General features: G+C 44.8%; 11 protein-coding genes. 8 read left to right on the top strand and 3 right to left on the bottom strand.

The annotated features are described in order from the left end of the window. Positions 1-85: 85 nt before the first annotated feature. Entirely contained in the window at positions 86-2,086 is a 2,001-nt protein-coding gene (locus K0625_RS22295; RefSeq protein WP_220111656.1) for a methyl-accepting chemotaxis protein, read from the top strand. Between the two features lie 135 nt (positions 2,087-2,221). Beyond that, positions 2,222-3,304: a DNA polymerase IV gene (gene dinB / locus K0625_RS22290; protein ID WP_220111655.1), complete on the top strand. Its 1,083-nt coding sequence runs from the start codon at positions 2,222-2,224 to the stop codon at positions 3,302-3,304. Between the two features lie 81 nt (positions 3,305-3,385). Here the strand turns inward: dinB and K0625_RS22285 are convergent, their stop codons facing one another. After that, on the bottom strand, positions 3,386-4,846 hold the full coding sequence (locus K0625_RS22285; RefSeq protein WP_220111654.1) for an aminoacyl-histidine dipeptidase: 1,461 nt from the start codon (positions 4,844-4,846) through the stop codon (positions 3,386-3,388). Positions 4,847-5,191: 345 nt separating this feature from the next. Between K0625_RS22285 and K0625_RS22280 the strand changes: the two genes are divergently transcribed. From K0625_RS22280 to K0625_RS22265, 4 genes are all read left to right on the top strand, one after another. Continuing rightward, complete coding sequence (locus K0625_RS22280; RefSeq protein ID WP_220111653.1) at positions 5,192-6,727, top strand: M17 family metallopeptidase; 1,536 nt, start codon at positions 5,192-5,194, stop codon at positions 6,725-6,727. A 1,316-nt stretch (positions 6,728-8,043) separates the two neighbouring features. Beyond that, positions 8,044-9,333, top strand: coding sequence for an NCS2 family permease (locus K0625_RS22275; RefSeq protein ID WP_220111652.1), 1,290 nt, complete (start codon positions 8,044-8,046; stop codon positions 9,331-9,333). A gap of 167 nt (positions 9,334-9,500) precedes the next feature. Continuing rightward, positions 9,501-10,619, top strand: a complete 1,119-nt coding sequence (gene proB / locus K0625_RS22270; protein ID WP_012326196.1) for a glutamate 5-kinase — start codon at positions 9,501-9,503, stop codon at positions 10,617-10,619. Between the two features lie 50 nt (positions 10,620-10,669). Further along, entirely contained in the window at positions 10,670-11,944 is a 1,275-nt protein-coding gene (locus K0625_RS22265) for a glutamate-5-semialdehyde dehydrogenase (protein WP_220111651.1), read from the top strand. Positions 11,945-12,024: 80 nt separating this feature from the next. Here the strand turns inward: K0625_RS22265 and K0625_RS22260 are convergent, their stop codons facing one another. After that, positions 12,025-12,306 carry a hypothetical protein gene (locus tag K0625_RS22260; RefSeq protein ID WP_220111650.1) on the bottom strand — a complete coding sequence of 94 codons (282 nt, stop codon included), beginning with the start codon at positions 12,304-12,306 and terminating at the stop codon, positions 12,025-12,027. A gap of 221 nt (positions 12,307-12,527) precedes the next feature. Between K0625_RS22260 and K0625_RS22255 the strand changes: the two genes are divergently transcribed. Both K0625_RS22255 and bla read left to right on the top strand, forming a co-directional pair. Then, positions 12,528-13,553 (top strand): NAD(P)H-dependent flavin oxidoreductase, encoded by a 1,026-nt coding sequence (locus K0625_RS22255; protein WP_220111649.1) that lies wholly within the window; start codon positions 12,528-12,530, stop codon positions 13,551-13,553. Positions 13,554-13,645: 92 nt separating this feature from the next. Beyond that, on the top strand, positions 13,646-14,464 hold the full coding sequence (bla, locus tag K0625_RS22250) for a subclass B1 metallo-beta-lactamase (RefSeq protein ID WP_220111648.1): 819 nt from the start codon (positions 13,646-13,648) through the stop codon (positions 14,462-14,464). Positions 14,465-14,466: 2 nt separating this feature from the next. Here bla and K0625_RS22245 read toward each other — a convergent pair whose 3' ends face one another. Next, complete coding sequence (locus K0625_RS22245; protein WP_220111647.1) at positions 14,467-15,027, bottom strand: sugar O-acetyltransferase; 561 nt, start codon at positions 15,025-15,027, stop codon at positions 14,467-14,469. Positions 15,028-15,386: the final 359 nt, after the last annotated feature.

The following is a 15,386-nucleotide window of genomic DNA, read 5'->3' as shown; positions in this document are numbered from 1 at the left end:
ATAAACAGTTAGTTAGCTCTTCACTCTAATTTTAGTTCTGATAGATTAATACCTTAAAAAAATAATAACATTAAGGTTTTCTCTTATGCGGCAGCTAAAAACTTCCCTGAGCCTTCAGCTCGTCTTCTCAATTGTCGGTGCGTTAGCCATCTTACTTACTCTGATCTCTGTGTTTCTTGTTAAAGGTGAGAGTGAGCGAACCCGGGCGCAAATTGATAGGGATCTCGCTTCCCTAGTGCAGTTTAAATCTAATGAAGTGGAGAGCTATTTTATCGAGAAAGCGAAAGTGATCGACTCGGTGTTTGCCTCTCCTCAAGTACAAAATTGGTTTACTGAATATGATAAACGCTTAAGCAACTTAAGCGGTGACATAGAGTATGAGCGAGTTATCCAATATTTTAAGCATTTTTCAGACAGCGATAGCGATATTAAGTCTGTTTTCTTTGGCTCTGCAAACACCTATGAATATTTCGATTTGAATGGTCGTTACAACGATGCGAACTATTTTACCAATAAGCGTCCTTGGTGGCAGGAGGGGATAGATAAAGATGGCATGTATGTGACAGACCCTGCCGTTGATGCAAATGATGGCTCAATCTCTGCCACAGTAAAATCTGTGATTCGAAATCCTAGTGGGGAGTTTATCGGTATTGGCGGTATGGATATCTTAATCGATACCATAGGCTCTGAGCTGTTAGCTGCAATGAAATATCAGCACAAAGGTGAAGCCTTTTTAGTTACAAATTCTGGCCAACTGGTCTATTTCCCTGGATTTAATCAAGAGTTTCAGCCTGGATCGGAAGCGGAAAAAGTTGATAGCTATTTTAATGACACTCAAGGGTTTTCTGAGTTAAGCCGTATGATGAAAGCTAATCATCAAGGTGTTGCTGAAGTGACCTTTAAGGGCGTAGAGCAGAGGGTGAGTTATATCAGTGTCGGTGGTGATTATCCTCAGCAAAAGTGGCACCTAGCCTTTATGTTACCCGTGGAGGTGATTGAAGCGCCGGTGAATGATGCCGTTATCAGTGCTATCTGGTTTGCGGTTATCAGTATGCTGCTGGTCGGCTTTACTGTGTGGATGATGTTGCTTCCTTTCAGACGTCAAATTACTCGTTTACTTGAGGCGATGGAGGATATTGCTGAGGGAGAGGGCGATCTCTCAAAGCGGATCCATATGGAGCGGGAGGATGAACTGGGTAAACTAGGGGATGCATTTAACCGCTTCGCTTCCAAAGTACAGTTAATGTTAGAGCAGAGTCGTGAGCTGACTCAGAGAGTAGATAGTGGCATCACTGGCGCCGTTAATATTTGCGAGCAGGCGCTGCAATCGGTCGCACAACAAAAGCAGGAGATAGCTTCGGTTGCGACGGCGGCCACAGAGCTAGCTCACACCTCTCAGGAGATGGCAAACAGTGCTCAACGTGCCAGTGAGTTTTCAGAAAAGGCACAGAGTGAGTCCCAAGACGGTATGGCCATTGTTACTAAGGCAAATGATGGGATGCAGTGTCTCTCAGCGAAAGTGATTGAGGCGGCTAAAGTGGTTCGTCATCTGCGTACCAGCTCGGAGCAGATTGGTGAGGTGTTGAATGTGATCCGTGGTATTGCCGAGCAAACGAACCTATTAGCGCTTAACGCTGCTATCGAAGCTGCTCGAGCGGGTGAGCAGGGAAGAGGCTTTGCCGTTGTGGCCGATGAGGTTAGAACGTTGGCCTCACGTACACAAGACTCGACAGCCAACATTCAGGATATCATTCAGACTCTTCAGCAGGGCGCACTTCAGGCTGAGCAGGTGATGGAGGAGGGAGTTGAGCAAGCAAACCTTGGCAAGGAGCTGACTACCCAAGTTGAAACGGCGTTAAGTGGAATAACCGATGCGATTGTGGAGATCCAACATCAGACGGTTGAGATAACATCAGCGATTGGCCAGCAGGCTGTAGTGGCTGAAGAGGTGGCATGTAATGTCGAGAATGTCAGAGGCTTATCTGATGACTCTCTCACCTCTAGCCAAGACCTATCTGTAAGTTTGATTGAGTTTCAAGAGATGACTAAAGCGCTCTCAAAGAGTATTCAACAGTTTAAAATCTAAAATTAGATCCACTTCGTTGTTTCAATGCCAGTCACGTGATGACTGGCATTTTTATTTGCAAAATTGCCCTTAACGTCTCATTTTTATTGGACACTGTTTTTATATACAGTATCATAGCTGTGAGAGGGCAATGAATTGAACAAGATCATTCATATTGACATGGACTGCTATTTTGCAGCAGTTGAGATGCGAGACTTTCCTGAGCTGAGGGGCAAACCTATAGCAGTGGGAGGGAGGAGTGATCGCCGCGGTGTGATAAGTACTTGTAACTATGAAGCTCGCGCCTTTGGGGTTCGTTCGGCAATGGCATCGGGTTATGCATTAAAACTGTGTCCAGATCTTATTCTCGTACCGGGTCGTATGTCTGTTTACAAAGAGGTGTCCGCTCAGATCCGAGATATTTTTGCCCGCTATACCGATCTGATAGAGCCGCTTTCTCTCGATGAAGCTTACCTAGATGTCACCGAATGTAAGCAATGTCATGGCTCGGCAACTTTGATTGCCCAAGCGATAAGGCAAGAGATATTTGAAGCGACAGGGCTAACAGCATCAGCGGGGATAGCCCCTGTTAAGTTTCTCGCTAAGGTCGCTTCAGATTTAAACAAACCTAACGGTCAATACGTGATCACACCGGATATGATCTCCTCTTTTGTAACCACACTTCCCCTGACTAAGATCCCTGGAGTTGGCAAGGTCACAGGCAAGAAGCTTGAAGATATTGGATTGACAACTTGTGGTGAGCTACAAGCTTACCCAAAATCTGAGCTTATCGAACGATTTGGAAAATTTGGCAAAATATTGATAGAAAGAGCACAAGGTATAGATGAGCGAGCTATCTCGCCTCATAGAGAACGAAAGTCGGTTGGCGTTGAGACAACGTTAGCTAAAGATATTTACACCCTTGAGCAGTGCCATGGTGTGATGCCTCAGTTGATTCAGGAGCTAGGCGCTCGGATGAATCGCAGTGCGAAAGGCAGAAATATTAATAAGCAGGTGGTTAAGCTTAAATTTAATGACTTTAAACAGACCACAATAGAGCATAGAGCCGATGAGATGTCGGTGAAGCTATTTTATGAACTACTTGCCCAAGCACTCGAACGTCAGCAGGGAAGAGGGATACGTTTGTTAGGTGTGTCGGTAGGCTTGGCCTGTCAGGCTGATATTAACACTGCTAAAGATAATCAAGTGAGAGAGTCGCAGCTGGATCTTGGTTTTTAAAATATTTGGCTATAAGAAATAATTAGGCCCTAGGTTCTAGAACCTAGGGCCTAATACTATTTTTACTTAGCGGTTACGCTACTAACCTTTCTCTGGAATACGCTCCAGTACCGCTAACAGCAGTTTGTAATACTGATCAACGGTTTCAATCAATACCTTCTCATCTGGACTGTGAGGGTAGCGAATAGTTGGGCCGATAGAGACCATGTCCATCTCAGGGTATGGCTTCTTAAATAGACCACACTCGAGACCTGCGTGGATGACCATGATAACAGGCTCTTTGTTATAGATGCTGTCGTAGGTTTCACGTACAAGGGCCATAACCGGTGAGCTATTGTCTGGTTTCCAACCTGGGTAAGCACCACTAAACTCAATTTCAGCGCCTGCTAAGTTTGTTAGTGAGGTTAAAACGGTTTCTACATCCTGACGACCTGAATCGATAAGAGAGCGTATTAAACAAAGTACTTCAACACTTTCAGTTTCGGTGCTTATCACACCAACATTGAGGGATGTTTCTGTTACGCCTTCAACTTCATCACTCATGCGGATCACCCCATTAGGGCAAGCGTTAAGTAGATCGATGAGGGTGTTTTGAGCGTCTTCGCTCATCACTTGTGTCGCAGCTGGAACTTCTGCTAATTCGAACAGCATGCCTGGGTCGGCAATGGCCAGCTCCTCTCTCACTAATGCTTGAAATGTTTGAGTAAGCTCTTTAAGTTTTGAGACATTCTCTGCGGGTAGCATAAAGCTGACGCTGGCTTCTCGTGGAATGGCGTTGCGCAGTGAACCACCGCTGAAATTGGTCAGCTCAAGTGCTAGCTCATCTGCATGGTTAAACAGGAAGCGAGCAAGCAGTTTATTGGCGTTACCACGTCCAAGGTGAATATTCACTCCTGAGTGACCGCCCTTTAAACCTGATAGGGTCAATGTGTAAGTGGCGTTAGATTGCTCAGGAGACTGCCACACCATAGGGACACTTATCTGTGCATCAACGCCACCGGCGCAGCCCATGTAGATCTCACCCTCTTGCTCTGAATCTGTGTTGATTAAGATCTCAGCATCTAGGTAGCCAGCTTCAAGACCAAAGGCGCCAGTCATGCCAGCTTCTTCATCTATGGTCAGTAAGACTTCAAGTGGTCCGTGCGGAATATCATCAGAGCCTAATACGGCTAAAGCCGATGCCATGCCGATACCGTTATCGGCACCTAAGGTCGTGCCCGTTGCTTTTACCCATTCACCGTCCACGAGAGGAATGATTGGGTCTTTTTCAAAGTCATGCTCTTTGTCTGCATTCTTCTGTGGCACCATATCGATATGGGCTTGCAGAGCAACGACTTTACGGTTTTCCATACCAGGTGTGGCAGGTTTCTTGATGATAAGATTCCCCACCTTATCTTCAACTATATCGAGCTGCTTATCTTTAGCCCAAGCTTGAATGTGAGCACTTAATGCCTGCTCATGCTTTGACGGGTGCGGAATGGCACAGATTTGATCAAACCACTGCCACAGGGCTTGAGGTTGTAGTTGGTTTATTGCAGTCACTGATAGTTCCCCTTTTATAATGTGTAAACCCAAACAGCTTAATCTCTGCGCGATTGATATCTGTTAGCCAGATATAACACCCGCATTGCGAGATTAGTTGGGCGTGCGAGGCTAGAAATGGGCATAGTCTATCACAGACTTTGCAGTACTTTTTGTCTCTGCTTTCACTCAGTTTTAACGCTTAACCCCTAAGCTGTCATTGAAAGTTGCCAAGCATGAGTTTCTCATCGAAAGAGGTTGGCATTAGCATGAGTAAAAGGCATATTGTTTGCCAAATAATAAAATTTAAGACATTTACCTTTGTATTTTTAGTCAGGTAAGTGCTCACAAGCGAAAGGATGGTTTATGGGTCAGGTTAACTTTATTGATGTACACGACGAGGATGCAATATTTGAAGGTAGTGGCTGGGATGCGCTCGTCGTCGTTGCCAGCGATATTATGCAAACTGGTGTCGATGAGATCTCACTTCTGGCAGATCACGGCGTAAAAATTGATAATCGAGTTGGGCGTTCTGCCACCATGTTATTTGCACCAGGTTTGGCTGGTGGGCGTTTAATTCTATCGCCAGTACTCAATAGCCAAGATGACGTTGAAGATGTCAGAGTATTTGCCGATGCGGCAAGAGCTGGCATAGCGTTAGCACAGCAAGCTGGTGCTAAGCGTCCGTTATTATTGGTGGCTAAGGAGAGTGATACCCGCTATCAGTTTTCCGCTGAAGTTGCCGCACTCGCCTGTGGCCAGGAGCTATGGCAAGCTTTAGAGTCTCGAGAAGCCAAGGGAGATAAACCTGCGTTTGAGTCGATAGGCTTATTGTGTACCGCAAATATGAGCCAGAGCCTAAATGCCCTTGAAGCGGGACGTATTCTTGCCAGAGATCTTTGTGGCACAGAGCCTGAGCGCATGTCTGCTGCCGCCTTTGCTGATTATTGTGTGGCAGCATACCAAGACTCAGGGCTTAAGGTTTGTGTTATCGAAGACAGAGACGTCCTTGAGCGTGATTACCCGCTGTTAAGTGCGGTGGGACGTTCATCGTTTGCGGTTTCTCGTCATCAACCTCGTGTGGTTAAGCTTGAGTATGTGGGAGAGGGGGAGATTGAACGCACCTTCTTCTTTGCTGGTAAAGGGGTTATTTACGATACTGGCGGCGCAGATATTAAAGTGGCTGGTGGAATGGCGGGCATGAGCCGAGATAAAGGTGGCGCTGCCGCCGTTGCAGGTTTGATGAAAACCCTCTCTATGCTAAAGCCTAAAGGTATTCGAGTTGTCTCAGAGCTAGGCTTAGTGCGAAATAGTATTGGTAGTGAGGTGTTTGTCACAGATGAGATCATCACAAGTCACGCTGGTGTAAGAGTCCGGATCGGTAATACCGATGCTGAGGGACGTTTAGTGTTAGCGGATCTCCTGTCACACTTGCGTATCAAGGCTGAAAAAGCGGTTAAACCTGAGCTGTTTTCTGTGGCGACTTTAACCGGTCACGTGGTGCGCTGTTATGGTGGCTACACTGCGACGGTTGAAAACAGCGTCGCTAAACACTCTGGTGTGGCATCAAGTATCGCAAGTCAAGGACAAGCTTGGGGAGAGCCTGTTGAGCAATCAGTATTGCGCCGTGATGATTATGCAAAAATTGTCGACCCATCTGGCGCTGCCGATATTCTCTCCTCTAACAATGGTCCATCATCAGTGACAGCGCGAGGGCACCAGTATCCAGCGGCATTTTTGTTAAAAGCATCAGGATTAAGTGAGCATGGGGTTCAATCTGAGAAGCCTATGGCCTATGTTCATGTGGATATTGCTGGTAGTGCAACAGAGGGGCACCCACTATATGGTAAGCCTACAGCTACACCATTAGTCGGCTTGTATAAACATATGACCGTGAAGTAGTCATACCAATTACTCTTAGTCAGCAGGTACTCTTGCTCAGATTTTCAAAAGGTGAGCATGAGTACCTTGATTTATAATCGCAGTCCTTGTTTTTGTAAGTTTTAGTCATTTATGCTCGATAAGATGGCGCTTTTATCTGCTGATCCGCTATTTGTGACGACTAAATAGGTCAGGTTAGGTGGTCAAATTACACATTTTGACTTTTATTAAATAAAAATCAAAAAAAGCTTGTAATAAAATTACACGGATCTATACTCCCCTCCCTCGGTTAAGCACAGGGTTAACGCCATGCTTGCCTCGAAAGATTTATCTTTCACAAATTTCAGGGCTGACTACTCCTTTAAGTAGTTTCTATCATCCATCAACCTTTATCCCTTTTTGGGATGTTTAGACTCAAGTTGCATCTTGTTTGGTTTTCTAAATGATATGCACGTGTAACTGTTAGCGCGGAAACTCTTCCTTTTGGAACACTTGAAATTAGTCTTGCCTGCTCATTGAGCAGGCTTTTTTTTGTTTGATTCTTTAAATTCATTTTGATTTGAAAATTACGGTTTGTGCCAATTGGTATACTATTTGTGTGGTAAAATTACAGTTTTAGTGGCTATTTTGACTTTTTAGGCTCTTTTTTAATAAAAAGCTTGTAATAAACTTTCAGTTTGGCTATAGTTATCTCGTTGGTTAGGCAATGACGCCTTCCACCTCTAAGTCTATCCAGGAAGGATAATTCTCCAAGGAATCGAGCGACAAGTTGACTCTAAGGTCAGTCACTTTAAGACGTGTACTGCCAAGTTAGACTAGAGTATTTTTTTACAACTTTGTTAGGAGTATTGATTATGTCTTATACCGGAATTCAGCACGTTTATTGGCAGAACACTTGGTTTTGTACAGATTCATTACGTGGCGGTTTATACGCCATGAGCTTTAAAGGTTAATTATTTAACCTTGTTTAAACTTTAGGGTTTACTGCCCCTACTAGGTACTCTTAAGTGAGTGATAGAAAGTTAGTTACCATCCATAGACCCTTTATCCCCTTTTGGGGAGTGTAGACTCAAGTGGTGGTTTGATTTGACCAAATATCAAACTGCCAGTGTAACTGTTAGCGCGGAAACTCTTTACTTGAAATTAGTCTTTGCCTGCTCATTGAGCAGGCTTTTTTTTGCCTCTAATTTAGTGCTGTCGCTTGCAGCTAGTCTCCAGCGAGTAAATTCCCTATAATCCTTGAATGTTAATTTTTTGTGGCTCTATTGGCCTCGCTAATTTTGCAGTTATTACCTATCTGTTTATCGCTATTATAAAAATAAAAAAGGGTCTGTTTCATGTTAGAAAAACTGTTCAAACTCAAAGAAAATCAAACAAATATAAAGCAGGAGATGGTGGCGGGGTTAACGACCTTTCTTACAATGGCCTATATCATCTTTATCAATCCTATGATGCTAGCCGATGCGGGAATGGATCATGGCGCTGTATTTGTTGCGACCTGTTTGGCTGCAGCCATTGGTTGTCTGATTATGGGGTTTGTCGCTAACTATCCGATAGCACTTGCCCCAGGTATGGGCTTAAACGCCTTCTTTACCTATACCGTTGTGGGTGAGATGGGTTACAGCTGGGAGACGGCTTTAGGGGCTGTGTTTCTATCAGGGATCTGCTTCTTAATTCTCTCTCTCGTCAAAATTAGGGAGTGGGTGGTCAACAGCATACCTATGTCATTACGATTGGGTATTGCTGCAGGTATAGGGTTGTTTTTGGCACTGATAGGACTAAAAAGTGCGGGGATTGTGGTGGCAAGCCCAGCGACTTTGGTCACTATGGGGGATATTACCGCCTTTCCTGCTGTGATGGCGATGTTGGGTTTTTTCTTGATTATCGCTATGGTACACAGAGGGATGAAGTCGGCAGTGATTGTCAGTATTCTTGCCGTGACCTTACTCGGTCTTCTTTTTGGCGATGTGCAGTACCAAGGTGTGGTTTCCTTGCCCCCTTCGGTAATGCCGACATTTATGAAGATGGATCTCTCTAATGTGCTTGAGATCAGCATGCTCTCCGTGGTGTTTGCTTTCCTGTTTGTTGATCTATTTGATACTTCAGGCACTTTAGTTGCGGTTGCACAAAGGGGAGGCTTTTTAGATGATAAAGGGCGCCTGCCAAGACTCAACCGTGCTTTAACGGCTGATAGCACGGCGACGATTGCGGGTGCGATGTTGGGAACTTCTACGACAACCAGCTACATAGAGAGCACGGCAGGGGTTAGTGCAGGTGGTCGTACTGGACTGACGGCTGTTGTTGTGGGGATTTTATTTCTGCTAGCGCTATTTATCTCTCCTTTAGCTGGCATGGTGCCCGCGTATGCGACCGCTGGTACGCTGTTTTATGTGGCCATCTTGATGATGTCTGGACTGGTGCATGTGGCTTGGGAAGATCTGACTGAGGCTGCACCCGTTGTGGTGGTGTGTATCTTGATGCCATTAACTTTTTCAATTGCGACTGGCATTGCATTGGGCTTTATCTCCTACGCTGTGATCAAATTGATGAGCGGTCGCTATAAAGATCTCAGTGTGGGAGTCGTGATACTCGCGGCTCTCTTTATTGCAAAATTCATTTATGGATAGTTGACGCTATATTTAGCTGATAAGTTAAAGGTCACACTTTTATGTGGCCTTTTTATTGTTATATCTTCACTGTTTTTGCAAAAACTTCTCTCTTTTACACTCATAGCTACCATTTAAGCGCTGGATTGGGTATAACGCTAAGTTCGGCTTTATTTACTATTTTGACAATGAACTTAAGTGAGATTGGTTACCGCCGCGTGGTGGTTAAATTGGGAACGAGTGTATTAACCTCCGGCAGTAAGCAGCTGGATAAAGCACATATGGTTGAGTTAGCGAGACAGATGTCAGCGTTAATGAAAGCTGGTGTTGAGGTGGTACTGTGTACTTCGGGCGCGATTGCTGCCGGGCGTGAGCATCTTGGTTATCCTAAGCTTGCCGATACTGTTGCCAATAAACAGCTTCTGGCTGCGGTAGGACAGAGTCAGCTTATTCTTGCCTGGTCTCAACTTTTTAGTATCTACGGGCTTCATGTCGGTCAACTTCTTTTGACTCAGGCCGATCTCCATGACCGTGAGCGTTACCTCAACGCCCGTGATTCTCTCAATGCACTGCTCAATAATGGCATTATTCCCATTATCAATGAAAATGATGCCGTTGCGACCAATGAGATTAAAGTGGGTGATAATGACAACCTGTCGGCTCGTGCAGCGCTGCTTTGCCATGCGGATCTGCTGATACTCCTGACAGATCAACAGGGACTGTTTGATTCAGATCCAAGATCAAACCCAGATGCCAAGCTGATAAAGCAAGTGGTTAATATTGATGATAGTTTACGTCAGCTTGCAGGTGGAGCCGTTTCCGGTTTAGGAACGGGCGGTATGGCTACTAAATTGGAAGCCGCTGATATTGCCAGAAGAGCAGGTATCGAGGTGGTTATTGCCTCTGGACATCGCCGTCAGGTGATACTCAATGCTGTATGCAAAGAGGATGTGGGCACTCATTTTACCGCACTTGAAAACCCGCTAGAGAGCCGAAAACAGTGGATTTTGGCGGGACAGGCGGCTAAAGGTAAGCTGGTTCTGGACGTTGGTGCCATCAAGGCGGTGACCGAAAAGGGGCGCAGTTTGCTCTCTAAAGGCGTTGTCAGTGTGATTGGTGAATTTGACCGTGGTACCACGCTACAGCTTATCGACAGTGATGGTCGCGAATGCGCGCGCGGGATCAGTCGCTACAGTGCTGGGGATCTGAACAAGATTGTAGGTAAACACTCAGATGAGATTGAATCTCTACTGGGTTATGACTACGGTGATGCAGTGGTTCATCGTAACGATATGGTTGTGCTATAAACGAAAAGAGCTAGGCCCTAGCTCCTTTAAAAAATTTAGGATGATGTGACGTGATTGAGAATAATGAGCTTTATCTGCAAACTCTGGGTCAAAATGCCAAACAGGCAAGTTATGGGTTAGCCAGTTTAACTGGAACCCAAAAAAAGGCGCTACTATCAGCGATTGCCGCGAGTCTTACAGCAAAGAGCCAAGCTATCTTAGCGGCGAACCAAAAAGATATTGCAGCTGCGCGTGAAAATGGCCTCAGTGAAGCCATGATAGACAGGTTATTGCTCGATGAGACGCGCCTAAAAGGTGTGATTAGTGATATTGATAATGTCATTAATCTTAATGATCCCGTAGGCACTGAGCTTGAGAGTCAGCTGCTGGATAATGGCCTGCGTTTGTCACGTCGTCGTGTGCCCTTAGGTGTGATTGGCGTTATCTATGAGGCGCGTCCAAATGTGACCGTGGATATTGCAGTGCTAGCACTTAAAACCGGAAATGCAGTTATTCTTCGGGGTGGCAAGGAGACTTTAAATTCAAATAAGGCGCTGAGCGAAGCGATACGCGAAGCCATAGTCGAGCAAGGGTTAGCAGCCGACAGCGTACAGCTGATTAAAAGTCCAGATCGTGCACTAGTGTCTGGTTTGTTAAAGCTTGATCAGTTTGTGGATATGATAGTGCCTCGCGGAGGACAAAATCTGCAGCGCTTGTGCGCTGAACAGGCAACGATCCCGGTGATTTTAGGTGGGATCGGGATCTGTCATCTTTATATGGATAAAGATGCCAACCTTGCGAAATCTATCGAAGTGATCGCCAACGCCAAAGTGCAGCGACCCACAGTATGTAATGCGCTGGATACTGTGCTTATTCATGAGTCACTTGCCGAGACGGCATTACCACAACTTCTCTCAAACTTGAGTGGGCAGGGTGTGAGTTTTTATGGTTGTGAACAGACTAAGGCCATTGCGGATAAGCTGGGGATTTCAATCTTTACGGCAACCGATGAAACCTATGGACAGGAGTGGCTATCACTGACCTTAGGCATTAAAATCGTTGCCGATATTGATGCAGCGATTGGGCATATTCGTCGTTACTCAAGTGGACATTCTGAGGGGATATTAACCGATAATATTCATGCGTCGGCCCATTTTATCAATCAGGTGGACTCAGCTGCAGTTTATGTCAATGCGAGCACTCGTTTTACTGATGGGGGGCAATTTGGACTTGGCGCAGAAGTGGCTGTGAGTACACAAAAACTTCATGCACGTGGACCTATCGGACTCGAAGCACTGACCACTTATAAGTGGATTGGGGTGGGTGAGTATACTGTTCGAGGTTAGGGTTTAGCGTTTGTTGTGTATAAAAAGGAGGCCAATTGGCTTCCTTTTCTGTTTTTAGGTAGGAGTGATACCGATTGGTATTAGGCTTTTATTAAATTATTACGAACCAATCCGCGACGCACATTTTTACATAGCTTGCCAAAGCGAGTTATCTCATCAAAATTTGGCGTGACTCCTCTCTCGATTGCCGACTCCCAATAGGTCAGCTCGGTATCGACTAATTCGAGCAGCTTTTTAGGACACCCTTGACAGTTATTATCTGGGCCGCAGATAAAAGTGTCAGATTCATACAGAGGCAACTCATCTTTTACCTGCTCAATGATCTGCAGCATCGCACTCTGTCTATCTGGTTTTTTACTCATATGCGGTCACTTAATCATGACTAACTCGATGGGAACTGGTAGGGGATTTTATTTTAATCCAGTCTCAATGGCGAATTAATTACAGTTTATGATTATTTAGTATCTATTGATAAAGGAGAAAGCCACTCTGTTATAGATTGGTCTAATATTGAGTTAAGTTACTTGAATTTAAGTTAAATAAGCAGGAATATTGTTTCCGGTTTTAAAAGGAATTTAAACGGATGAAAACGCGCTTTTTATGTCAACAACTTGGAACACAGTATCCTATTATTCAAGCGCCCATGGCTGGTGGGATCTTGTCTGCCGACTTTATCGCTAAAGTGTGTGAGTTTGGCTTGCTGGGTAGTATCCCATCTGGTTATCTGACATTAGCTCAGCTGGATAGCTTAATTCAGTCTGTTAAATCGAAAACGGATAAGCCCTTTCAGGTAAACCTTTTTGTTGATCACTGTGAGTACCCTGACAAGCTTGCTAAGCCCGCCGAGGTGATTGAGATTGAGAAACGCTTGGGGATCTTCACCTCTCAGGATTGTCAGCTTCCCAAGCACCCTTCGGCCAGTGATATTATTGACTTAGTGATCGCCCATCAAGTTCCCATTATCAGCACGACCTTTGGTTTGTTACGGGAGCAAGACTATCAGCGTTATAAAGATGCCGGTGGTCAGGTGATGGTCACAGTGAATTCACTCGATGAAGCCCACAAGGTGTTAAGTGAGGCTAATGCTGACATGATTGTGTATCAAAATGCACTTGCTGGTGGTCATAAAGGGGGATTTAACGATGCCGAGTATGATGCTGAGGCCGTGATGTTAACGCTAAAACGGGATTACCCGTACACTCAACTGATAAAGTCGGGGGGGATTGTTAATCAGAAGGATATCTTATTTGCCCTTGAACAAGGCTTTGATGGAGTACAGATAGGGACAGGATTTTTAATGACTCAGGAGAGCAGCGCATCCCAGACCTATAAACAGGCTCTATTAGGTGTTTGTGACGATAACCAGTTGATGCAAACTACAAGTATTACTGGCAGACAGGCTCGTGGCATCGTCAATGAGCTGGCGATGTTAGAGTTGGAGCGATCACCGCTCTTTCCCCAGCAACATTATGCGACTAAAACGATACGTGAACATGCAAAGAGCCATGATCTGCCTCAGTATCAATCCCTGTGGGCGGGAAATGGTGCAGTTAATATTACCAGTTTACCTGAGCTTGAGGATTATATGTTTTCCCTAGTGAACGGTTAGCCTGTAAAAATAAGATCGCCACAATCTTGCTAGATTTTTGCCACAATTACTCTGTATATTCAGAGCAACTTTACTAATTATAAATCCCAATTATGTCTAAACTGATCGAACTCATTATCGCAAGGCTCAAAGTCACTCGGTTTTTTACCTCTCTACTTCCCCTTTTATTTTTGCTGGGAGTCAGCTCAACAGCTGTTGCAACTCCAGCTTCTTCACAAGTTAATTGGTCATCAGAATTGATAAAGATAACTGAAGTCTCTCCGACCCTGTATTTAGTTAAATCCTATAAGTCGGTTCAGCTTTATCAAGACAAACCCGCACAAACCTTCGATTCAAATTCATTTATCTATGTCGATAACAGTGATGCGTATCTTATCGATACCCCTTGGAGCGAGTCGGATATGCCAGATCTGATGCGCTGGCTTGAGATGAATAAATTACAACTTATGGGCACTATCGTCACTCACTATCATCAGGATAGAGCGGGTGGCTTGGGTTATCTCGATAAATTGGGTTATGCCACTTACGCATCTGAGATGACCAATCAGTTGTTGGTTAACGATAAACAGCCAACATCGAATCACAGTTTTTCAGGCGACAGATTCGAGCTGCTTAAGGGAAAGATAGAGGCTTTTTACCCAGGTTCTGGCCACAGCATGGACAACCTTGTTATCTGGTTACCAGAGGAGAAAGTGATCGTTGGTGGCTGCTTATTAAAAGACAATAAAGTGAATAACCTAGGCTGGACAGGCGATGCGGATCTTGCAAATTGGTACCACAGTATCAATAAGGTCAAAGCAGAGTTCCCCCACGTTGAGTTTATCTTCCCTGGACATGGAGAGGGGGCCAAAGGTCAATCGATATTGGATCACTCTTTGTCTGTCACAAAAGGGGTCGCCAGCTTCGAATGAAGCTAGGTTTCATTTTCATCAATCATCCTGATTAACTTCGCAGGCGTTCCACCATACAGTGAATTAGGCGGTACATCTGTATTAACGACAGAGTTAGCTGCAATCACAGATCGCGCACCAATGGTCACACCTTTGTTGATCACAACATTGCCACCAATCCACACATCATCCTCAATGGTAATGGGAGCGCAGATGGTTTCCCAGTTACGACGTTTAAGATAGTTCAAGTCGTGGCTTGCAGAGTAAAGCTGCGTGTTTGGGCCTATTAATACGTTATTACCAATAGTAATTTTAGCGCCATCGAGCATAGTTACATTCATGTTGATGAAGGTTTTCTCTCCAATCGAAATCGTCTTGCCAAACTCACAATAAAATGGAGAGCGGACTATGCTAGAAGCTGAAATATTGCCCATTAGCTGTTGAAATAGTTCACTACGTTGAGAGTCATCTGTATTTTGGTTAATGGCCTGCAATAAATTCGAAGCATTTTGACGGATATGATTAATACAGTCTGCACCGCCGTCAAAGTCTTTTCCTGCGAGCATCTTTTCGAATTCGGACATGTTATCTGTCAACTTTGTTGTATAGGTATGTTGGAGCAAGATTGTATCACTTGTGGTGTCACCGACTCGCCACCTCATTCGTAACTTAGCGCTAGTACACATTTTTTGTTAGCCTTCGAATGAAGGCTGATTACATTTTTTGGTTTAGCTTCTGGCTGGTTTGATATTTGGTGTTGTGTTTGAAGGTCGTACCTTCATGGTTATCTATCGCCTCCAGCGGGTGCCGTGCATGGATGCACCAATGTCGTGATGGCAGGATGCCAAAGAACGACGAATGTGTAGATACTTCTACGAGACGCTGTGAATATATCCCTATACGCTCTACGATTTCCAATAACTTCCCTGTTAAACGGCCAGCT

The sequence above is a fragment of the Shewanella nanhaiensis genome (genome assembly GCF_019457885.1).
GTDB lineage: Bacteria > Pseudomonadota > Gammaproteobacteria > Enterobacterales > Shewanellaceae > Shewanella > Shewanella nanhaiensis.
The sequence above is the reverse complement of the archived record's forward strand: the minus strand, read 5'-3'. Positions and strand labels throughout refer to the sequence as shown.